We start from the raw sequence: 21,695 nt of genomic DNA, 5'->3' as shown, positions 1-21,695 counted from the left end.
CTCCGCGTAACCAGTGCGTTTCGGACGTTAATTTCCGGGCTCAAGGGGTTGGCGGGAAACCATCCCCTCGTTATCGTTCACCAACTTCACTCAATCGTTCGGCTGAACGAATAGCGACAAGGACGGTCGGTACATGTCCGACATCCACCACCCGGGCCGCCGGTCGGTGCTCGCCGCGGGTGTCGCCTCGGCCGCCGCGCTCGGCGGGTCCTGGCTGCTGACCGGCTGCAGTGGGGCACAGGCCGCCCCCGTCCTGCCGGCCGCCGCTGAGAAGGGCGCCCCCGACCGCGGCGGCACCCTGCGCATCGCCCGGCCGCCCGCCTCCGACGCCGAGACCCTCGACCCGGCCAGCTCGCTGTCCGCGTACGAGTACCTGGGCGCCCTCTACAACCGGCTCGTCCGCGTCGCCGCGAACGGTGAGCTGGCCCCCGACCTCGCCGAGTCCTGGGAGACCGACGCCAAGGCCCGCACCTGGACCTTCCGCCTCCGCAAGGACGTCGCCTTCCACAACGGCCGCGCCTTCACCTCCGCCGACGCCGCCTACACACTGCGCCACATCCTCGACAAGGCGACGGCGTCCCCGCAGGCCGCGGTCCTCGCCCCGCTCATCGACCCGGCGAAGCTGGGCACGCCCGACGCCCACACCCTCGTCGTCCCGCTGAAGAGCCCGAACGCCGAGTTCCCGAGCCTGCTGACGCACTACAACTGCTACGTCATCCCCGACGGCAGCGCGAAGTCCATCGGCCGCACCGGCATCGGCACCGGCCCCTTCAAGCTGGAGTCGTTCGCACCGGCGGGCCCCGGCCGCGTCACCGCGTACAAGGACCACTTCGCGGGCCGCCCCGTCCTCGACGCGGTCGCCTTCTACTCGGTCGCCGACATGTCGGCCCGCTCAAACGCCCTGCTGGCAGGCCAAGTCGACCTGCTGTCCCAGACCAACCTCGACTTCGCGACCGCCCGCGTGGTCGCCGCCTCCGACCGCGCCACCATCGCCCGCGTGAAGAACGCCCAGTGGTACGTCCTCCCGATGCTCACCACCGAGAAGCCCTTCACCGACGTCCGCGTCCGCCAGGCGATGAAGCTCGCCTACGACCCCGAGCACGTCGTCAAGGTCGCCCTCCAGGGCGCGGGCACCCCCGGCTGGGACAACCCCGTACCGCCGAGCGACCCCGCGTACATCTCCGCGCACCCGAAGCACGACCCGGAGAAGGCGAAGTACCTGCTGAAGCAGGCGGGCCACGAGGGCCTGGCAATGGACCTCTACACGTCGTCCTACGACCCGCTGTTCACGCCGATGGCGCTCGCCTACCAGGACTCGGCCGAGCGCGCCGGTATCCGGATCAAGGTCAAGACGGCCTCCGCGGACTCCTATTACACGCAGATCTGGATGAAGAAGCCGCTGATGGCGACCTATTGGTTCACCGGCCGGCCCGTCGACCAGCTCTTCACCCAGATCTTCCGCAGCGGCTCCTCCTACAACGAGACCGCCTGGTCCGACAAGGAATTCGACGCGGTGCTCGACCGGGCCCGCGCCGAGATCGACGACACCAAGCGGCGCGAACTCTACGGCGAGGCGCAGACGTTGGTGATCGAGAGAGGCGGGGCGATGACCCCGATGTTCGCCGACCGGCTCGTCGGCATCTCCCGCAAGGTACGCGGATACGCCGAGCACGGCTTCGAGTTCGACTACCTCAACATCGGCCTGAAGGGAGCCTGACCATGCTCTCCTTCATAACCCGCCGTATCGCGGCTGCAGTCGGCACCCTCTTCCTCTCCTCCATCCTCGTCTTCCTCGCCGTCCAGGCGCTGCCCGGCGACGTCGCCACCCAGATCCTCGGCAAGGACGCGACCCCGGACGCGGTGGCGGCCCTGCGCGAGAAGCTGAAGCTCGACCGGCCGGCCTGGGAGCGGTACTGGGACTGGGTCTGGGGCGCGCTCCACGGCGACTTCGGCACCTCCCTCGTCACTGGCAAGGCCGTCGGCGGCGAAGTCTCCATGTATCTCGGCAACTCCGCGCTGATCGCCGTCGTCACCGTCCTCTTCGCGGTCACCGGATCGATCGTCCTCGGCATCCTCGCGGGCCTCTACCGCGACCGCTGGCCCGACCACGTCATCTCCACCGTCAGCCTCGTCGGCATGAGCGTCCCCGAGTTCGTCGTCGCCACCGTGCTCGTCCTGTGCTTCTCGGTCGCCCTCCCGTGGTTCCCCGCGGTCGTCCTCTACGGCCCCGACGCCAGCGTCTCCCAACTCATGCCCGCCGTATGGCTTCCTGCACTCGCGCTCGCCGTGGTGATGGCCGCGTACATCGTCCGCATGGCCCGCACCTCGGTCATCGACGTGATGGCCACCGAGTACGTCACCACCGCCCGCCTCAAGGGCCTCTCCACCTGGCGGGTCGTCACCCGACACGCCCTGCCCAGCGCCCTGTTGCCCACCCTGCACGTCATCGCGCTCAACGTCGCCTGGCTGGTCGGCGGGGTCGCGGTGGTCGAGAACGTCTTCAACTACCCGGGCATAGGCAAGCTGATGCTCTCCTCCGTGCAGAACCGCGACCTGCCCACCATCCAGGCCATCGCCCTCATCAGCGCGGTCGTCTACGTCGTCTGCAACCTCGCGGCCGACCTGGCCACCATGGCCCTCAACCCCAGGCTCCGCACCCGAGGGAGGACCCGATGACCACGCTCGACACCGTCCCGCCGACGACCGTACGCGGCGCCCGCACCGTCCGCGCCTGGCGCACCGTGAGCAGTTCCCGCACGGCACTCGTCGGCCTCGCGATCGTCGCCGTACACGTCCTGATCGCCCTGCTCGCACCCCTCCTCACCTCCTACGACCCCATCGCCAACGACGCCAACCACGCCCTCCTCGGCCCGAGTTGGAGCCACTGGGCCGGCACCGACCAGTACGGCCGGGACGTCCTCGCCCGCGTCCTCTACGGCGGCCGGTACGCGCTCGGCATCTCCGTCACCGCGACCCTGATCACCGTCGCGCTCGGCACGGTCATCGGATGTGCGGCGGCCCTGCGCGGCGGCTGGTTCGACGACGTACTGGGCCGGATCCTGGACGCGATCCTGTCCATCCCCTCCGTCCTGGCACTCCTCGTCGTCGTGACCGCCCTCGGCACCGGCCCGTCGGTCATCGTCCTCGCCGTCGCGATCACCTACGTCCCGCAGGTCGTCCGCGTCGTCCGCGGCGCCGCCCTCGCGGTCGTCCCCACCGACTACGTGACCGCGGCCCGCGCCCGGGGCGAGAGCACCTGGTCGATCCTGCGCCGGGAGATCCTGCCGAACATCACGGACGTGGTGTGCGTGGAGTTCGCGATGCGGGCCTCCTGGGTCGTGCTGCTGATCTCCTCGCTGTCCTTCCTCGGCTTCGGCGCCGACCCGCCCACTCCCGACTGGGGTCTGATGGTCGCCGAGAACCGCACCGCCATCACCGTCGTCCCGATGGCCAGCCTCGCCCCCATCATCGCCCTGGCCACCCTCGTGGTCGGGCTCAACCTCGCGGCCGACGGCCTGTCCAAGGCGTGGGGCGTCGACCGGATCAGGGAGGGCTCCTGATGGCCTCGATCGTGTCCGTCAACTCTCTGTCCGTGGCCTACCGTTCGGGCGGCCAGGACATCCCCGTCGTGCACGAGGTGTCGCTGGACGTCGCCGAGGGGCAGACCCACGCCCTCGTCGGCGAGTCCGGCAGCGGCAAGTCGACCATCGCCGCGACTCTCCTCGGCCACCTGCGACACGGCTCCCGGATCACCGGGGGCTCGGTCCAGGTCGCCGGAGCCGACGTATTCGCCCTGCCCGCACGGGAGTTGCGACGACTGCGCGGCGGAACGGTCGCGATGGTCGGCCAGAACGCCGGCCACGCCCTCACCCCCTCCATGCGCATCGGACGGCAGATCGCCGAGGCGGGCGGCGACGTACCCGTCGTCGACCTCCTCGAACAGGTCCGGCTGCCGCGCCCGGCGGAGTTGGCCCGCCGCTACCCGCACGAACTCTCCGGCGGCCAGCAGCAGCGCGTCGCCATCGCCATGGCCATCGCGGCCCGCCCCAAGGTCCTGGTCCTCGACGAGCCGACCACCGGCCTCGATGTCGTCACCCAGCGCAGCGTCCTCGACCTGATCGCCGCCCTCCGCGACGAACTCGGCCTGGCCGCAGTCCTGGTGAGCCACGACCTCGGCGTCGTCGCCCACATGGCGGACGAGGTGACCGTCCTGCGGTCCGGCCGCGTGGTCGAATCGGCGGCCACCAGGCAGTTGTTCGCCCAGCCCCAAGACCCGTACACCAAGCGCCTGTTGGCGAGCGTGCCGCGCCTCGACGACGCCGGGCTCGCCGTCGTCGGGGAGGCGGGGGAGCGGGAGGTCAGGCCCAGGGCGGAGGTCCCCGCCGACGCCCCCGTGGCCGTGTCCGCGCAGGACATCACCATCGACTACGGCAGCACACGCGCCGTCCACGGCGTCTCCTTCGACGTCCGACGCGGCGAAGTCCTCGCCCTGGTGGGCGAGTCGGGCAGCGGCAAGTCCACCCTCGCGTGGAGCCTGGCCGGGCTGCGCACCCCGTCCGGCGGCTCGATGAAACACGCGGACGGCGACCTGGCCCGCCCGGCGCAGCAACGGCCGCTGTCCCTGCGCCGTCGGGTGCAGCTCGTCTTCCAGAACGCCGACACCTCGCTCAACCCCCGCCGCTCGGTGGGCGACGCGGTCCGCCACCCCCTGCGCTTCTTCGGCACGGTGACCGACCGCACGGAGGCGACCGAGCGGGCCCGGCAACTCATCTCGGACGTACGCCTGGACCCGGCCCTCGCCGACCGCCTGCCCGCGCAACTCTCCGGCGGTCAGCGCCAACGCATAGGCATAGCAAGGGCGTTGGCGGGCGAGCCGGACGTCCTGATCGCCGACGAGATCACCACCGCCCTGGATGTGTCGGTGCAGGCCGACGTCCTCCGGCTCCTCGACGACCTGCGGCGCGAGCGCGACCTGGCCTGCCTGTTCATCAGCCACGACCTGGCCGTCGTACGGGGCATCGCGGACCGGGTCGTCGTACTGCGCCACGGAGTCGTCGTCGAGGAAGGCCCGACGGAGACCGTCTTCGCCGACCCCCAGCACCCCTACACCCGCCAGCTCATGGCCGCCGCCCTCGAACCCGACCCCGACGCACAGCCCTACGTCGACGACACCGCCGACTGGGCCGACGCGGCGGACGGGGACGACATCTGGACCGGCCAGGGCGACGACGGCCACCGCGTCCGGCGCTGGCGCCCCCTCAACGCCCCCGTGGCAGAAGGAGCTTTGTGAAGTACCGCGAACAGTTCGAGCGCCAGGTCGTCCGCGAGGACGTCTGGATCCCCACCCGGGACGGAAGGACCCGGCTGCACGCCCGCATCTGGCGGCCCGATGACGCCGAGTCCGACCCCGTGCCCGCGCTGCTCGAATACCTCCCGTACCGCAAGAGCGACTGGACGGCACCGCGTGACGCCCAGCGTCACCCCTGGTACGCCGGACACGGTTACGCCTCCGTCCGCGTCGACATCCGGGGTCACGGTGACAGCGAGGGCCTGCCCGGCGACGAGTACGACGCGCAGGAACTCGCCGACGGCGTCGACGTCATCAACTGGCTTGCCACACAAGCCTGGTGCACGGGCAAGGTCGGCATGTTCGGCATCTCGTGGGGCGGCTTCAACGCTCTCCAGATCGCCGCCCTCGCGCCCGAACCGCTCAAGGCGATCGTCACCGTCTGCTCCACCGACGACCGCTACGACAACGACGTCCACTACACGGGCGGCGCCGTCCTCGGCATCGACATGCTCGCCTGGGCCGGCACCATGCTCGCCTTCGCCTCCCGCCCGCCGGACCCGGCGAGCGTCGGTGCGGACCGCTGGGTGCCGATGTGGCGCGAACGCCTCGACGCCCTCGAACCCTTCCTCCACACCTGGCTCGCACACCAACAGCGCGACGACTACTGGCAGCACGGCAGCGTCTGCGAGGACTACACCGCCATCGACGCGGCCGTCCTCGCGGTCGGCGGCTGGAACGACCCGTACCGCGACGCCGTGTTGAGGCTCGTCGAGCACCTGACCGAGGACCGCGTCCGGGGCATCGTCGGCCCGTGGTCGCACCAGTACCCCGACCGCGGACTGCCGCCCGGCCCGGCGATCGGCTTCCTTCAGGAGACCCTGCGCTGGTGGGACCAGCACCTCAAGGGCATCGACACGGGAGCGATGGCGGAGCCGCTGCTGCGGGCCTGGATCACCGACCCGGTCCCGCCGGCGACGTCGTACGACGTGCTGCCCGGCCGTTGGGTGGGTGACGCCAAGTGGCCCAGCCAGAAGGTCAGTTGGGACTCACGTCCCCTCGGCGCCAGCGCTGAACCCGTCCTCGTACGCTCCCCGCAGCACACCGGCCTCGACGCCGGACGCTTCTTCCCCTTCGGCAACGCGAGCGACCTGCCGCCGGACCAGCGGGAGGAGGACGGCCGTTCGGTGTGCTTCGACTCCGAGCCGCTCACCGAACGCGTCGAGATCCTCGGCCGCCCGCGCGTCAGGCTCCGCCTCGACAGCAGCACCCCGCGCGCCCATGTCGTCGCCCGCCTGTGCGACGTGGCGCCGGACGGCTCGTCCACGCTTGTCACCCGTGGAGTGCTCAACCTGCTGAGCAGGCACGGCCGTGACCGGGTCGTCGAGTGGACACCGGGGACGTACGAGGACGTCGAGTTCGAGCTGACCGGCATCGGCTACGCGATCCCGGCCGGCCACCGCGTCCGGCTCGCCGTCTCCGACACGTACTGGCCGTGGGTCTGGCCGCACGGCCAGCGCGGCGAGTTGCGGGTCGTACCGGCCGAGAGCGCCGTACAACTGCCCGTGCGCGAAGCGGGAGATGAGCCGCTGATCCGTTTCGAGGAACCCGAACAGGCGACACCGCTCGACGTGACCTACGACCGGCCCGCCGAGCCGACCCCCGAGCGACTCGTCACGCACGACGTCGCCAAGGGCGAGTGGACGCTGGAGGTCGACCCCAATTACGGGGGTTCGCGGACGTATCCGGACGGGCTGCGCTACGAGGAAAGCGCGCGGGAGACGTACCGCATCCGGGGTGACGACCCGCTGTCCGCGAGCGCCGTGTCGGAGTGGCGGATCCGGTTGCGCCGCGGGGACGACTACGACGCTGAGATCATGGCGCGGACGGAGCTGCGCGCCACGGCCGCGGACTTCGTCATGGACAGTCGCGTCGAAGCACGGGCGAACGGAGAGACAGTGGCCGAGCGAGCATGGCACCGCACCACCCCGAGGACGTCGGGATGACGGCCGCCAAGCAGCCCCAGCCGGCCACCAAGTCCCCGCGCCGCGCCGTAGCCGCCGCCGACCGCACCCGGCAGCCCACCGAGGTGCGCCGCCGGCTCATCGTGGAGGCGGCCGTCCCGTTGATAGCGGAACGCGGTTACGCCTCGGTCGGCGTGCGGGACGTGGCGGCGGCGGCCGGGGTCTCCGTCGGCACCGTGACGTACCACTTCGGCAGTGTGCAGGAGATCCTCTCCGAGGCGATGGTCCTCCATATCGAGCGCTACTACGCCGAGTTGAGCGAGGCGGCCGAGCAGGCGACGAGCGGTGCCGAGGCGCTGCGGCTGCTCGTCGACGCGCTGTTCACCGAGGACACCGACCGGCACTGGCGCATGTGGTTCGACTACTGGAACGCGGGCGAACAGGGCACGGACGCGGCCTTCAGCGGCGGCCAGGCCCACCGCTACGAGACCTGGCACCAGCAGATCCGCGCACTGGCCCAACGGGGCGTCACCGACGGCGAGTTCGACGCCGACGACCTCGACGGCTTCACGGTCCGCTTCGCGGCCCTCGCCGACGGCCTCGCCCTGCAACGCCTGCGCCAGGCACCCCCGTTGAGCACCCAGGACGCCCGCCGGCACCTCAACCGCCTCATCGAGACGGAACTGGGGCCTGGGCGCCGATCACCCGAGTGATCTCCCGGGCGATCCGCAGAATGCCGGGGGAGGGGACCGGGCACGGCCTGGGCGTCGAGGTCGTCGGCACCAGGCAGAAGTGCAGGTAGTCCGAGTCGAGGTGCAGGGCCGTGCGCCCGTTGGCCGGCTGGGTGCAGTAGTCGGGGTGGGCGCGTTCGTAGGCGGTGCAGGGGAGGTACTGGGTCCAGGTGTAGCGGGCTCCGGCGCGGCTCACGGTGCTGCCGGCGTCGGCGACGAGATCGGCCGCTGACCTGGCCTGGGACTCGTAGAGCGCGTTCACGTTCCGGACGCGCTCGGGCGTGATCGGGTCGGGGCCCTGCAACACCCAGACGATCGTGGGCCGTTGGGCGCCACCGGCGGTCGCGATCTGCGCGGTGAGCTTCTTGACGTCGGCCTTGTACCGCGTGAAGTACGCCTCCCGGTCGGCGTCGTAGGTGATCCCGTCCATGCAGGGCGTGTAGCCCCACGCGTTGCCCCAGAACTGCAGCACCACGAAGTCCGGGTGCAGCGCGCGCACCAGCACGGCCGCCTTGTCCCCGTCCGGCACCAGCGAACCTTCCTTGGTGCCCTCCAGGTAGTCGCACGGCGTGGTCCCCGAGTACGGGGCGCTCGTGTACGTCGCGTCCAACTCGCCGCGCAGTTCCCGCCCGAGGACGTTCTGGCTCTCCATCGCGAGGGAGTCCCCGAGATACAGAACGCTGGGCGCCCACTTCACCGGGGTAGTGCTCGGCGAGACCGGCGCCTGTTGTCGTGTGGTCGTCGGAACGGAGGGCGTGGGCGGGGCGACCTCGGGCCCGGACGACGGGTCCGTGCACGCGCCGAGCAGCACCGCGGCCAGCACCACACCCACGATCCACGGTCTCCGCATACGCCAACTCCCGCCCCCGGCACCGGAAAACGGCCCCTCAGGCAAGCACAGCTGGACGGAAGGAGGAAGACACCCGAACTGACTACTACGCCCGATTACTCGGGACTCTCCAGGAACTCCAGCAGATCGGTCAGGGGGAGCGGCTTGGCGAGATGGGCGTCGAAGCCGGCCGCCCGGGACAGCGAGCGGTCGGTGCCCTGGCTGAAGCCGGAGACCGCGATCAGGCGCGGCCGGGTGCCGTGCGGGCGGGCGCGTACCGTACGGGCCACCGTGTAGCCGTCGGTGTCGGGCAGGCCCAGGTCGCACAGGACCACGTCGAAGACGTCGGACTCGGTCGCGGTGAGCGCGTCCGCGCCGGTGTGGACGGCGGTGACGTGGTGGCCCTGCCGCTCCAGCAACGTGCGGTAGGTCGCGGCCAGGTCGGTGTTGTCCTCGACGATCAGGACGGCCAGTTGGCGCCGGGGGCGAGGGAGCGCGGACGGCCGTGGCGGCTCCGGTGCCTCCTCGTCGGCCTGTGGCAGCAGGACCGTGAACGTCGCGCCCTTGCCGGGGCCTTCGCTGTGTGCGCTGATCCGGCCGCCGTGCAGGTCGACCACCGTGCGGGCGACCGCGAGCCCCAGGCCGAGGCCCTCTGGCGTGTTGGGGCCGGCCGGGGCCGCGCGGGTGAACACCCCGAACAGATCCTCGGCCTGGGCGGGTTCGAAACCGATGCCGTCGTCCTGGACCGTGAGCCGGGCCTGGCCCTCGTCGATCGCGAGGCGGACCTCCGTACGTCCGCCGGGCGGGGTGTACTTGAGCGCGTTGGACAGCAGGTTCGTCAGCACCTGCGCCAGCCGCAGCCGGTCCCCGTCGACCACAACAGGTGTGTCGGGCAAGGTGAGTTGGAGTGTGCGGTCCTCGTGTCCGAACAGGCTCCGGATGTCCGCGCAGGCCCCCTCGACGACGGACCGCACGTCGACCCGCTCGGGCACCAACTCCAGACGGCCGGTCAACGCCCGTGTCCCGTCCAGCAGATCGTTGCTCATCCGTACCAGCGTGCCCAACTGCCGTTCCAGGACGGGCAGCGCGGGATGGCCGCCGTCCGGCAGGTCCAGCGCCAACAGTTCCACGGCCGCGGTCGCGGCGGCGAGCGGGTTGCGCAGCTCGTGGGAGAGCGTGGCGATGAAACGGTCCTTGGCCCGCTGCTCCTCCCTCAACTGCTTTCCGGCAGCGTCCAGTTCGGCGTTGGCGCGGCTCAGCTGCTCGTTGACCTCGCGGATCTCCCGGGCCCGGACGAACAGGTCGATCTCCATGCCCTCCGCCCGCATCTGCGCCTCCGCCACGGCGCGTTCCTGCTCCCGGCCGACCCGGCGCAGATGGACGAAGTCGGTGACGTCCTCGACCCGGTGGATGATGTGCGTGACGCGTCCGGCGGCATCCAGGATGGGGGAGTTGACGGGACTCCAGTACCGCTCGTCGAAGGTGCCCGCCTCGCCGCCGGGGATGTCGTGGCGCTGGAGGGCCATCGTGTCCTTGCGGCCCGTCGCCACTACCGACTCCAGCGAGCGGCGCAGATTGGCGACCCCGTCGGCCGAGGGGTCGTCCGGGTTGTCGGGGAAGACGTCGAAGATGCGCTGCCCGACGATCGCGCGTTCCGTACGGGTGGCGGTGAGGTACGCGCGGTTGACTTCGACGATCGTGAAGTCGGGGCTGAGCACCAGCAGCGGGGACAGTGACGCGTCGAAGAGGAGCCGGAAGTCCGGGGTGGCGAGGGGCGGCATGACGGCTCTCAGGGGTCGAGGCGGTAGCCGTAGCCGCGGACCGTGGTGATCCGGGGCGCGGGCGTGGGGAGTGCCGCGAGCTTGCCGCGCAGGCGGTACACGTGCTCGATCACGGTCGCGGGCTGCTGCCAGGAGGCACCCCAGATCCGCTCCAGCACCTGCTCCGTGGAGAACACCCGGCCGGGTGCCTCCCCGAGCATCTCCAACAGGGCGTACTCCTTGGGCCGTAGCGTCAGGAAGACGCCGTCGGCGGACGCCTGGCGGGCCGCCGTGTCGATCCGCAGCGAGCCGATCTGGAACACGGCCGGGACCTCCGGCGGTTGCGATCTGCGCAGGACGGCCCGGATGCGGGCCACCAACTCCCGTTGCGAGAACGGCTTGACCAGGTAGTCGTCGGCGCCGATCTCCAGGCCGGCCACGCGGTCGGCCTCCGCGCCCCGCCCGGTGATCACGATGACCGGGAGCCGGCTGGTGGACCTCAGGGCCCGGAGGAGTTCCAGGCCACTGCCGTCCGGCAGGCCCAGATCGAGGACGGCGAGATCGACACGGCTCTCGTACAGGACGGACTTTCCGGCGCGGGCGTCCATGGCCCAGGTGACGGTGAATCCCTCGCGCTCCAGATAGGAACGGCACATCAGTGCGAAATCGGGTTCGTCCTCGATCAGGGCGAGGTGCGGACGCATTCCGGATCACCTGGCCCAACTGCTGCCCGCTCGTTGTGTCGCTGATGAGCGGGCGTTGATGCCCCGACCATGTGGCGAAGGTAGAACAGTTGGTACCCACGGTTCAAGGGGGAGCCGCTCGGGGGGAGTTCCGGCGCGGGCTCGTGCGGTGCGGGGATGTCGAAGCCGCCGCACGGACCCGCGCCGGATCGCGCGCCCGCGCGCGGACAGCACGGAACGGGGACGGAACACCTTGCACGAGAACGGCCTGTTGCCCGAGAACGCCCTGTCGTACGAGAACCGCCTGGAGCCGGTGCCCACCCCGGCCTGGCCCGCACCCGGCGAACACGCCCTGCTGGGCACGCGGGACGGCCTGCTGGTCGTCGACCTCCACGGAGACGTCGACCTCGCGACCGCCATGCCGCTTCGCGAGTGGCTGGACTCGGTGGTGGCTCTGCGCGCGCCCGCCTACGTCGTCGATCTGCGCCGCACCATGTTCATCGACTCCACCGGCCTCAACCTGGTGCTGCGTTTCCGCCGCCGCGTGCTGGAGCACGAGGCGGGGTTCGCCGTGGTGTGCGCCCCGCGTACCGTGCGCCTGTTGCGGGCGCACGGCACGCTGGACCTGCTCGATCCGGTGCCCGGCCTCCCGGAGGCGGCCTCCAGGATCGCCGGGCGCTGAGACTCAGACCCGGTCGGCCGCGATCAGCAGATACTGGAAACTTCCGTTGCGGTAGGCGGTCAGGAAGGTGTCCTCGATCCCCGTCACCAGATGGTCGGCCTGCTTGCGCAGTGCCCAGTAGGGGATCGTGTCCTCGGTGAGGTCCTGGACATGGACCGGCACCAGCCGGTTGCGGGACATCGCCCGGAAGTACTCCGACCTGGGGTGGATGTCGCAGATGTAGTGGGCGTTGATGAGGGACACCTCGCGCGAGGCCCGGCCGTACGTGTCGTTGTAGCAGCCGGTGATCACCACATAGCGTCCGCCCCGGCGCAGTAGCCGGGCGTGCTCGGCGAACAGCAGGTCCAACTCCACATACATCGTGGACTCGTTGTTCCAGGACGCGGCGAACTCACCTGTCGGTAAGCCGGTGTCCAGCATGTTGCGGTGGTGGTAGCGCACCTTGTCGTCGATGTCCCGCTGGCGCGCCTGCGCGTTGGCGAACTCGGCCTGCTTGGCGGAGATCGTGACCCCGTCGGCCCGGCAGCCGTACCGCAGATGCGCCACCACGCTGCCGCCGCCGCGGCCGCAGCCCGCGTCGAACACCCGGTCGTCCGGGGTGAGTTGGCCGAGGCGGGAGGCGAGCAGCTCGGCCTGCGCGTGCTCCAGGCGGTGCAGTTCGGCGGTGAGCCGCTTCCGGCGCCGAACGGGATCGGGCTCGTCGAGCACCGACTCGTCGGCCCCGCCTATTCCGTAGTGGTGGTGGTACAGGTCGTCGAGCTGTCCGAGGGCGAGGTTGACCGGGTTCTCTTCGGCGTTCCAGTAGTCCGCGACACGGTTCTGGTACGTGGACTGGGTCGGCACCGGTGCTGCTGTGGTGCCGGCGTCGGCGGTGGTCAACGGTGACTCCTAGCGTGGTGCGTCTGACGAGATGTCAGGGGCCGGTCTGTTACCAGTAGTTGGGCAGGTGGTAGCGGTGGCTGTTGGTCGCGTGCCACTCGTGGTTGCCGGCCACCCAGGCGGCGAGGCCCTGGATGTAGCGCTCGACGAGGGGGGAGGCGGCGGACAGCACCGCGGACTCCTCCTCGAAGGCGTCCATGATCCGGTTGTGGATCTCGACGGACTTCAGATACGCCGCTTTCAGCCCGCGCCGGTCGTTGGCGGCGACGACCTGGGGCAGGTTGAGGTGGCCGGGGTCGGAGAGTTCCTTCGTGAACGAGTAGAGGTCGTTGACGATCGTGGTGGCGTTGCAGGCCAGAGCCGTGACCCGCTGGATCTCGGGCCGGGCGTAGACCTGCTCGGGCAGTTCGTAGCCGTCGATCGCGTCGACGATCGACAGACAGGGACGGAAGTTGTTGAACTGCCGCATCACCAGGTACTCCCAGATACGCGGCCTGTACCGGATCTCCGCCCAGGCGGCCTCGGCGAGATAGCCGAGGTGGAGCCGGGCGATGTCGTGCACGAACCGGTCGGTCTGGCTGGGGGTGGCGAGGAGGGCGTAGTCCTTGAGTGCGAAGTGGTACGAGCGCAGCGGGCCGTCGGCCTGTACGCCGTGCCGCCACTCCTCCTCGTATTCGGGAGTGGAGTGGAAGGGGTCGAGCGCGGACTGTCCGAAGATCAGCCGTCCGCCCAGGCCGCGGTGGGAGCCGCCCTTGTCCTCGTCCTCCTCGCAGTAGCAGTTGTCGACGATGTTCTCGGCGAGCAGCAACTTGCCCGCGGCGGTGAGCCGTTCGAGGTCGAGCGCCCCCGGGTGCTGGAGCACCACGGCCCGGCCGAACTGGAACCCGGCGAAGTCCCCGTCCCACGCGGCCGGGAACAGATCGAGCTCGCGGGCCCAGGCCTCCAGCCTACGGTCGATCTCCGCGGCCTTCTCGGGGTCGGCGGGCGCCGCGGGCTGGTACTTGAGGCCGGGGATCGCGCCGGTGCGCCGGGCTCGTACGGCGCCGGCCAGGTTCGGCGGACCGGGCAGCGAAAGAGATGTGGTCATGAGGGGCTCCAGGCCGTCATTCGGCGGTCCGGCCGATCTGGACGTTCTCCAGGATCCCCGCCGCGTCGGGCACCAGGATGGCCATCGAGTAGTACGCGGTGACGAGGTAGCGGATGATCGCGGCCGAGTCGATGCCCATGAAGCGGACGTTCAGACCGGGCTGGAACTCCTCGGGGATACCTGTCTGGAACAGCCCGACGACACCCTGGTCGGCCTCGCCGGTGCGCAGCGCGATGATGCTGCTGGTGTGCTGCGGGGTGATCGGGATCTTGCCGCACGGGAAGAACGGGACACCGCGCCAGGCGGGGATCTCGTGCCCCTCGACGGTCACCGTGGCGGGCACCAGACCGCGTCGGTTGCACTGCCGGAAGAAGGCCGCGATCGCCTTCGGATGGGCTAGGAAGAGCCGTGTCTTGCGCCGCATGGCGAGCAGTTCGTCGAGGTCGTCCGGGGTCGGCGGACCGGTGAAGGTGCTGATGCGCTGGGTGTAGTCGACGCTGTGCAGCAGCCCGAACTCCCGGTTGTTGACCAGCTCCCACTCCTGCCGCTCGCGGATCTCCTCGATGGTGAGCCTGAGTTGCTGTTGGGTCTGGTCCATCGGGTCGTTGTAGAGGTCGGCGACCCGGGTGTGCACCCGCAGCACGGTCTGGGTGAGGGACAACTCGTACTCGCGCGGGGCGAGTTCGTAGTCGACGAAGCCGCCTGGCAGCGTCGGCTCGCCTATATGACCGGCCTGCACCGGGACGTCGGCCTCGCCCTTGCGGTTCATCGGCAGCCGCTGCCGCTCGGCGTACGCCTCCAGATGGGCGGCCAACGACGGTACGCGGTCGGTGAGTTCGGCCACCACGTCCCAGGGCAGCACGAGCAGGACGCCCGCGGTCTCGGCCCGTACGGAACTCAGCCACAGGGGGTCGGACTGCCCTATCGCCTCGTCGCCCATCTGGTCGCCGTCGGTGACGACGCCGAGGATCTCCTCCTCGTCGTACTTGCCGGCGGTGTAGCGGGTGAAGCGGCCGTGGGCGACCAAGTAGGCCTCGGTGACGGGCTGTCCGGCCTCGAAGAGGATCTGGCCGGCCCGCACCTCCCGGACCCGGAACCGGCCCGCGACCTCCTTCAGAACCTCCGTGTCGGAGTACCCGCGCAGCACGGGCAGTTCGGTGAGTGTCTCGGGGATGACCTTGATGTCGTCGGCGCCGTTCTGCTCGAACCGCACCCGGCCGCGGCCGACGCTGAGCTGGAGCCGCCGGTTGACCCGGTAGGCACCGCCCCGCACATCGACCCAGGGCAGCATCTTCAGCAGCCATCGCGAGGTGATGGCCTGCATCTGCGGTTCGGACTTGGTGGTCGTGGCGAGCTGACGTGCGGCCAGGGTGCCGAGGCTGGTGGGTAGTTGACCGTTGCCGGGGGTCGCGGGGCCGGGTTCGTCGGTGGCGGGTCCGTGGGCGCTTTCCGGAGTGGACACATTCCCTCCCGGGAGGTGAACAGGGGTGAGCGCGTCGTCGGTGTACAAGCCAAACAGCCGTGCCCAGGACCGGTAACCGCGCGCAGGGGGCGGCTTCACGCCCTGCAGGATGTAAACCGCCGATCGAGGCGGGGAGAGGAGGAGGTCCTTCCCGTGCCCCGGCGTACAGGGCGCTGGAACGCCTCGGCTGCGCGAACGCCCGTGCGCCGCCTACCCGTTGAGATCGTTCACCAGCACCGCGGCCCCGTCGAAGCGGCCGGCCTTCAGATCCGTCAGCGCGTCCGCGGCCCGCGAGAGCGGATACGTGTGGGTGGTCGCGCGCACGTCGTGCCGGGCGGCCAGATCGAGGAACTCCCTCGCGTCCGCACGGGTGTTGGAGGTGACGCTGCGCAACTCCTTCTCGTAGAACAGCTCGTGCTCGTAGTCCAGGGGCGGAGTGTCGCTGAGGTGGATGCCCGCGACCGCGAGGACCCCGCCCCGGTCGAGCGCCCGCAGCGCCACCGGCACGAGATCGCCGACCGGCGCGAACAGGATCGCGCTGTCCAACGGCTCCGGCGGCGCCTCGTACGCGTCACGCGCCGAAGCCGCCCCCAGCTCCAGCGCGAGCCGCTGTGCGGCCTTGCCCCGGGTCAGGACATGCACGGTGGCCCCCTCGGCCAGCGCCACCTGCGCGCACAGATGGGCGCTGCCCCCGAAGCCGTAGAGACCGAGCCGTCCGCCCGGCGGGAGGGCGGCCCGGCGCAGCGAGCGGTAGCCGATGATCCCGGCGCACAGCAGAGGCGCCAGGGCCACGTCGTCCAGGCCGGCGGGGAGTCGGTGGGCGAACGCGGCCGGTACGGTCGTGTACTCCGCGTAGCCGCCGTCGGCGTCCCAGCCGGTGTACTCGGAGCGCGGGCACAGATTCTCGGCCCCGCGCAGGCAGTACGCGCAGGTGCCGTCGGTACGGCGCAGCCACGCGACGCCCACCCGGTCGCCGACCGCGAACCCGCTCACCCCGGCCCCGAGCCCCGCCACCGCCCCGACGACCTCGTGCCCCGGAGTCACCCCCGGGCGGCGCACCGGCAGATCCCCCTCGGTGACATGCAGATCGGTCCGGCACACCCCGCACGCGCGCACGTGCACGAGGAGTTCGTCGTCCCCAGGCACGGGCACCGGCTTCTCCACGAGCTGGAGAGAGCCTCCCTCGACGGGCCCCGGCTCGGTCACGGCCCACGCGCGCATCGTCGTCGTATCCGCCATACGTCCAGTGTGGAACGGACCGCGGCGTTCGGCGCGCGCCTCGCTCTCCGGGTGACTAGCGTGAGAATTCGGACAACCCGACCTACCGGAGAGGGCCGTAATCATGGCCGTACAACCTGAGGGAACCCCTGTTGGGCCGACGCGATGTTCAGCGACGTCGAGGGGGCCAAGCGCTTCTACGGCGAGGTCCTCGGCTGGACCTTCGGCGACGCGTCGTCGGAGTACGGCAACTACACCCAGGCCTTCGTCGACGACAAGGCGGTCGCGGCCGTCGTACCGCCGATGCCCGGAGCGGAGGGGCAGTCGCGGTGGTGCCTGTACCTCGCGTCACCGGACGCGGCGGCCACCGCGGCGAAGATCCGGGAGAACGGCGGCCAGGTGCTCATGGAGCCGATGAAGGTCGGCGACTTCGGCACGATGTGCCTGGCCAGTGAGCCCAGCGGCGCCGTCTTCGGCGTCTGGCAGGGCGGCGTCCACGAGGGCTTCGAGGCCACGGGCGTGCCTGGCGCCTACGCCTGGGCCGAGGTCTTCACGCGCGAGCCCGGGAAGGCGGACGCGTTCTTCGCGGCGGTCTTCCCGTACGCGCAGAAGCAGATGGACGGCGGCGAGATGGACTACCGGATGTACAACGTCGGCGACGAGACGGTGCTGGGCCGGATGGCGATGGGCGACGAGTTCCCGCCCGAGGTGCCGTCGTACGTCAACGTGTACTTCGCCGTCCCCGACTGCGACGAGGCCGTCGCCAAGGCCACCGAGCTGGGCGGCATCGTGCGCTTCGGCCCCATGGACAGTCCCTTCGGGCGGTTCGCGGCGCTGAGCGATCCGCAGGGCGCCGCGTTCACGGTGATCGACGTGAACACGACCAAGGGCGAGTTCCCGACGAGCACGGACGTCTAGCCGAGGCCGTCCATCAGCTCCCGTCGGCCGCCCACCAGGCGGGAGCGCAGGCCACGGCGGCGTCGACCAGGTCGGCCTTCGTGACAGAGGGGTCGCCGAGCCATGCCCGGATGGCTCCCGCGAAACCGCGCGCCATGAACTGCGCGATCACGTGCCGGTTGGCCTCGGGGAGTCCCGGATGGTGGCCGTCGGCCATGAGGGCCAGCGTGTAGTCGCTGAAGTGACGCACGAGGGCCTCGTACACGCCGCTGTCCGCCGGGTCGTCGAGGGCGTGCCGGTATATCGGCAGGTACCGCTCGACGTGGTCGGCCACCTCCGACGTGGCCAGGCGCAGCAGCTCGGGGGCCGATTCGCCCCGCGCGCGGCGCTCGGCCTCCAGCAGGTGGCCGCGGTCCAGGTCGGCGTGGAGCACCTGGATGAGCAGGTCCAGCGGGGAGCTGTAGCGGTTGTAGAACGTGGCGCGGGTGACCCCGGCGCGGTCGGCCAGCTCGCCGATCGTGATCTGCGAGACGGGCCGCTCGGCGGCGAGGTCCACGATCGCCTCTTCGAAGGCCCGCGTCGTACGGGTGATGCGCGGATCGATCCGGTCGCTCAGTGCTCTGCCCTCCTCGCATGCACGTTGCACTCTGCCATGGGGGGTGATTTTATACATATGTCAAATAGTGCGGTGAAGGGACAACGCCATGGCCTCGCACACCGAGATCTCACCCCGGGAAGCCGCCGACAGGCTGGCCATCCGCGAGCTGATCGACGCCTACGCGCATTGCGCGGACCGGCGGGACGCCAAGGGCCAGATGAGCCTGTTCACCGAGGACACCCGCTTCCTGGTGTTCATGGACGCCACGGCCGCCGAGCCGACGCAGACCCTGCACGGCCGCGAGTCCCTGGCCCCGGTGTTCGACAACCTCAACACCTACCAGGCGACCACCCACTTCAACGGCCAGAGCACCATTTCCATGGACGGCGACGACCGGGCGACGGGCGAGAGCTACTGCCTCGCCCATCACATCGGGGTCGACGAGTCGGGGCAGCGCACGCTGATGATCGCCTCCATCCGCTACCTCGATGAGTTCACCAAGCAGGACGGCGACTGGTACTTCGCCGAGCGCCGACTGATGGTCGACTGGACCGAGACGCGCCTTTCGGCGCCCTGACACCGGTGTGCGGTCAAGTCGTCGGTTCCTCCTCGTAGTTGGCCACGCGGTTGGCCACGGCGACTCCCCAGGGGATGCCGAAGAGCAGGACGAGCGCCAGGCCGAGGGCGAGGGGAGCCGGGCGCAGGGCGCCGACTCCCACGCACAGGACGGCCATGGCGACGCAGGTGCTGGCCAGGGGCCGGTAGAGCCCGAGGTTCTCGCTCCACGCGCGCGTGGACGCCGCGAGCACCATCGTCGCGCAGAGCACGACGGCCGCGCCCCCGCAGAGCACCCAGGCCGTGGCCGCGGGCGTCCGGCTGTCGTGGGCGTGCTCGACGAGGCCGACCATCGCCGCGCCCATGGCGGCCACCGCGGCCGTGATCGGCAGATGGACCATCATCCATTGCAGGGCGCACGCGCGCGTGGGCCTCGGCAGCCGGTGTCCGGCGAAGTCGAAGTAGGTCCACCACGCGCCGAACCCGACGACGACGGCGACCAGTCCGACGGCGAGGGTGAGCGCGTTGGTCGGCTCGTGGGCCAGTCCGTCGACCACTCCGGTCACGTTCTCGCCGAGCACGATGATGATGAACAGCCCGAACCGTTCGGTGAGCGCGTCGGTCACGCTGAGCGCGACCACCTGTTCCGGGATGGCCCTCCCGATGACGGCCACGAACCCGATCAGGTAGACGACGGCCAGCGCGCCCCACGTCAGCACGCGGGCGTCGGCGGGCAGGGCGGCGCTCGCGGCCAGTACGACAGCGCAGGCCGCCGTCCCCGTCACGTACAGCATGCTGGGGCGCCGGAATTCGGGCGTGTCACTGCGCGAGGCGAGCAGCCACAGCAGCGCCAGGACCCCGAACAGCACCCCCGCGTCGATGGCGAACGCGGCACCGCGCTCGTCGCCCGCGCCGGGGATGAACGCGCCCAGCGGGACGAGTACGAGGATCTGCAGCAGGAACATGCTCCGGCCGCGGGCGTCCTCGTGCCCGTGCAGCTCGTGGTGCAGGCTGCCGTTGAGCCACGCGATCCACACCAGAGCGAACACCGCCGCGAACAGGCCCAGTCCGTGCCAGTCGAGCTCCCCGGACAGATGGTGAGCGGCCTGCGCGACCAGCACGACCACGACCAGGTCGTAGAAGAGCTCCAGCGGTCCGACCACCCGCTCGCGCGGCTGCTCGCCATGGGGGCGCGGGGGCCGCCACAAGTGGTGGCGCACCCGCGCCCATTGGTCTTGTCGCGAGGTCATGCGCGCAGCGTAGAGGGCTAGTGGACGAGATCTTCGGACACGGCCCACAGGCGGGCCGCGTTGTCCCGGTCCAGGGCGTACGGCGCGACGCCGGCGACGGCACCGGCCCGCTCGGTGACCGGCTCGGACCGGGCGCAGTCCTCGAAGTAGGCGCCGGTGACACCCTGCACGGTCGGCGAGGCGGCGAGCAGCACCGAGGTCGCGGCGCCCTGTTCCACCGACTTCTGCGGCGGGAGCGCGAGTTCGCCCGAGGCGATGAAGGCGGCCACCTGGTCCATGTCCATGTGCCGGGCCAGGGAGGTGTCCGCGATGTTGCCCGGCATCAGCGCGTTCGCGGTGATGCCGTCGCCGGCCCAGCGCTCGGCGGCACCGACGGCGAACAGGGCGTTGGCGGTCTTCGACTGGCCGTACGAGGTCCACGGGTCGTAGGGGCGGAAGCGGTAGTCGAGGTCGTCGAAGACGACGGGGGAGAAGAGGTGGCCGATGGAGCTCACCGACACGACCCGCGCGCCGTCCGCCGCCGCGAGGGCCGGGTGGAGGCCGGTGGTGAGGGCGAAGTGGCCCAGGTGGTTGACGCCGAACTGCCATTCGCGGCCCTCGGGCGTGCGGGTGAGTTCGGGTGTGGCCATCACGCCGGCGTTGTTGACCAGGATGTGCAGCGGGCCCTGCCAGGCCGCCACGAACGCGGCGATCGTCGACCGGTCGGCCAGGTCGAGCCGCCCGACCGTCAACTGCCCCGATCCGGGCGGCAGTTCCTTCTCCAGGCGCTCCGCGACCTGGGCGCCCGCGTCGGTGTTCCGCACGGCCAGCGTGACATCGGCGCCCGCCGCGGCGAGCGCCCGCGCCGTCTCCACCCCGATCCCGGAACTGGCCCCGGTCACCACGGCCCGGCGGCCGTGCAGGTCGACACCCTCGATCACTTCGGCGGCGGTTGTGTCCGCACTGAACATCTGGCATCCCAACAAGGTGGACTAATTGACACTTGTATATTAGCAGTCGGCTGTGAACGCCGCCCGCTCGTCCGGGGGCGTGCGGGACCCCTCGCGCTGCCATGGCATGATCGGGCGCATGCGTGAACGTGTGGTGGCCGCGTGCGACGGGGCTTCGAAGGGGAATCCCGGGCCGGCCGCCTGGGCGTGGGTCGTCTCGGACGACAAGGAGAGCCCGGCCCGCTGGGAGGCGGGACCGCTCGGCAAGGCCACCAACAACGTCGCCGAACTCACCGCGCTGGAGCGCCTGTTGACGGCGACCGCACCGGACGTACCGCTGGAGATCCGCATGGACTCGCAGTACGCCATGAAGGCGGTCACCACCTGGCTGCCCGGCTGGAAGCGCAACGGCTGGAAGACCTCCGGCGGAAAGCCCGTCGCCAACCAGGAGCTGGTCGTCCGCATCGACGAACTCCTCGGCGGCCGCTCGGTCGAGTTCCGCTACGTCCCCGCCCATCAAGTCGACGGCGACCCGCTGAACGACTTCGCCGACCGCGCGGCCAGCCAGGCGGCCATCGTCCAGGAGCCCGCGGGCAGCGACCTCGGCTCCCCGGAACCGCCCCCCTCGCCCGACACCCCGAAGAAGCCCGCCCGCTCCGGCGGTGCCAAGTCGCCCCGCAAGAGCGCCGGTTCGGCCTCCCGCACCATCAAGGCCAAGTTCCCCGGCCGCTGCCTGTGCGGTCGCGCGTACGCGGCCGGCGAGCCCATCAGCAAGAACCCCCAGGGCTGGGGCCACCCGGAGTGCGCCACGGCCGAGGCGTAAGCGCCTCGCCTGCTCGACGCGTCCCATCGGTCTTCGGGTCCCGAGGCCGATGGGACTTCCC

Annotated in this window: 19 protein-coding genes and 1 pseudogene; 10 read left to right on the top strand and 10 right to left on the bottom strand. The window is 70.8% G+C overall.

The annotated features are described in order from the left end of the window. The first annotated feature begins 133 nt into the window (after positions 1-133). From OG496_RS05585 to OG496_RS05560, 6 genes are read left to right on the top strand one after another with little or no spacing between them, the layout of a single operon-like run. A complete protein-coding gene (locus OG496_RS05585; RefSeq protein WP_405969841.1) occupies positions 134-1,717 on the top strand; it encodes an ABC transporter substrate-binding protein in 1,584 nt (527 codons plus the stop codon). 2 nt (positions 1,718-1,719) lie between these two features. Beyond that, a complete protein-coding gene (locus tag OG496_RS05580; protein WP_366492341.1) occupies positions 1,720-2,676 on the top strand; it encodes an ABC transporter permease in 957 nt (318 codons plus the stop codon). Next, positions 2,673-3,560 (top strand): ABC transporter permease, encoded by an 888-nt coding sequence (locus OG496_RS05575; RefSeq protein ID WP_405969840.1) that lies wholly within the window; start codon positions 2,673-2,675, stop codon positions 3,558-3,560. The genes OG496_RS05580 and OG496_RS05575 overlap by 4 nt, the downstream gene beginning before the upstream one ends. Then, positions 3,560-5,290 (top strand): dipeptide ABC transporter ATP-binding protein, encoded by a 1,731-nt coding sequence (locus OG496_RS05570; protein WP_405969839.1) that lies wholly within the window; start codon positions 3,560-3,562, stop codon positions 5,288-5,290. The genes OG496_RS05575 and OG496_RS05570 overlap by 1 nt, the downstream gene beginning before the upstream one ends. Further along, complete coding sequence (locus OG496_RS05565) at positions 5,287-7,293, top strand: CocE/NonD family hydrolase (RefSeq protein ID WP_405969838.1); 2,007 nt, start codon at positions 5,287-5,289, stop codon at positions 7,291-7,293. The genes OG496_RS05570 and OG496_RS05565 overlap by 4 nt, the downstream gene beginning before the upstream one ends. Next, a complete protein-coding gene (locus OG496_RS05560) occupies positions 7,260-7,964 on the top strand; it encodes a TetR/AcrR family transcriptional regulator (RefSeq protein WP_405969837.1) in 705 nt (234 codons plus the stop codon). The genes OG496_RS05565 and OG496_RS05560 overlap by 34 nt, the downstream gene beginning before the upstream one ends. On the opposite strand, the gene OG496_RS05555 is transcribed toward OG496_RS05560, so the two are convergent. From OG496_RS05555 to OG496_RS05545, 3 genes are all read right to left on the bottom strand, one after another. Continuing rightward, the gene (locus OG496_RS05555) at positions 7,921-8,832 is read right to left on the bottom strand and encodes an SGNH/GDSL hydrolase family protein (RefSeq protein ID WP_405969836.1); all 912 of its coding nucleotides are present in this window, start codon (positions 8,830-8,832) and stop codon (positions 7,921-7,923) included. The genes OG496_RS05560 and OG496_RS05555 overlap by 44 nt on opposite strands. A gap of 95 nt (positions 8,833-8,927) precedes the next feature. Next, positions 8,928-10,592: an ATP-binding protein gene (locus OG496_RS05550; protein WP_405969835.1), complete on the bottom strand. Its 1,665-nt coding sequence runs from the start codon at positions 10,590-10,592 to the stop codon at positions 8,928-8,930. An 8-nt stretch (positions 10,593-10,600) separates the two neighbouring features. Beyond that, complete coding sequence (locus tag OG496_RS05545) at positions 10,601-11,275, bottom strand: response regulator transcription factor (protein ID WP_405969834.1); 675 nt, start codon at positions 11,273-11,275, stop codon at positions 10,601-10,603. Between the two features lie 232 nt (positions 11,276-11,507). On the opposite strand from OG496_RS05545, the gene OG496_RS05540 reads away from it, so the two are divergent. Beyond that, positions 11,508-11,936: an STAS domain-containing protein gene (locus tag OG496_RS05540; protein WP_405969833.1), complete on the top strand. Its 429-nt coding sequence runs from the start codon at positions 11,508-11,510 to the stop codon at positions 11,934-11,936. 3 nt (positions 11,937-11,939) lie between these two features. Here the strand turns inward: OG496_RS05540 and OG496_RS05535 are convergent, their stop codons facing one another. The 4 genes from OG496_RS05535 to OG496_RS05520 all read right to left on the bottom strand — a co-directional run bounded on the left by OG496_RS05535 (position 11,940) and on the right by OG496_RS05520 (position 16,585). Further along, positions 11,940-12,815, bottom strand: a complete 876-nt coding sequence (locus OG496_RS05535) for a geranyl diphosphate 2-C-methyltransferase (protein WP_405969832.1) — start codon at positions 12,813-12,815, stop codon at positions 11,940-11,942. A gap of 49 nt (positions 12,816-12,864) precedes the next feature. Continuing rightward, complete coding sequence (locus tag OG496_RS05530; protein ID WP_405969831.1) at positions 12,865-13,902, bottom strand: family 2 encapsulin nanocompartment cargo protein terpene cyclase; 1,038 nt, start codon at positions 13,900-13,902, stop codon at positions 12,865-12,867. Between the two features lie 16 nt (positions 13,903-13,918). After that, the gene (locus tag OG496_RS05525) at positions 13,919-15,364 is read right to left on the bottom strand and encodes a family 2B encapsulin nanocompartment shell protein (RefSeq protein WP_405969830.1); all 1,446 of its coding nucleotides are present in this window, start codon (positions 15,362-15,364) and stop codon (positions 13,919-13,921) included. A gap of 210 nt (positions 15,365-15,574) precedes the next feature. Continuing rightward, positions 15,575-16,585, bottom strand: a complete 1,011-nt coding sequence (locus OG496_RS05520; protein ID WP_405976566.1) for a zinc-binding alcohol dehydrogenase family protein — start codon at positions 16,583-16,585, stop codon at positions 15,575-15,577. A gap of 121 nt (positions 16,586-16,706) precedes the next feature. On the opposite strand from OG496_RS05520, the pseudogene OG496_RS05515 reads away from it, so the two are divergent. Further along, positions 16,707-17,500 (top strand): annotated as a pseudogene (locus OG496_RS05515) (VOC family protein). A 13-nt stretch (positions 17,501-17,513) separates the two neighbouring features. On the opposite strand, the gene OG496_RS05510 reads toward OG496_RS05515, so the two are convergent. Further along, a complete protein-coding gene (locus tag OG496_RS05510) occupies positions 17,514-18,125 on the bottom strand; it encodes a TetR/AcrR family transcriptional regulator (protein ID WP_405969829.1) in 612 nt (203 codons plus the stop codon). 58 nt (positions 18,126-18,183) lie between these two features. On the opposite strand from OG496_RS05510, the gene OG496_RS05505 reads away from it, so the two are divergent. Further along, positions 18,184-18,654, top strand: coding sequence for a nuclear transport factor 2 family protein (locus OG496_RS05505; RefSeq protein WP_405969828.1), 471 nt, complete (start codon positions 18,184-18,186; stop codon positions 18,652-18,654). 13 nt (positions 18,655-18,667) lie between these two features. On the opposite strand, the gene OG496_RS05500 is transcribed toward OG496_RS05505, so the two are convergent. Continuing rightward, positions 18,668-19,882: a low temperature requirement protein A gene (locus OG496_RS05500; protein ID WP_405969827.1), complete on the bottom strand. Its 1,215-nt coding sequence runs from the start codon at positions 19,880-19,882 to the stop codon at positions 18,668-18,670. Between the two features lie 17 nt (positions 19,883-19,899). Continuing rightward, a complete protein-coding gene (locus OG496_RS05495; protein WP_405969826.1) occupies positions 19,900-20,832 on the bottom strand; it encodes an SDR family NAD(P)-dependent oxidoreductase in 933 nt (310 codons plus the stop codon). A 106-nt stretch (positions 20,833-20,938) separates the two neighbouring features. Between OG496_RS05495 and OG496_RS05490 the strand changes: the two genes are divergently transcribed. Then, entirely contained in the window at positions 20,939-21,634 is a 696-nt protein-coding gene (locus OG496_RS05490; RefSeq protein WP_405969825.1) for a ribonuclease H, read from the top strand. Positions 21,635-21,695: the final 61 nt, after the last annotated feature.

It is taken from the genome of Streptomyces sp. NBC_00988 (assembly GCF_045162645.1).
Classification (GTDB): domain Bacteria; phylum Actinomycetota; class Actinomycetes; order Streptomycetales; family Streptomycetaceae; genus Streptomyces.
The sequence above is the reverse complement of the archived record's forward strand: the minus strand, read 5'-3'. Positions and strand labels throughout refer to the sequence as shown.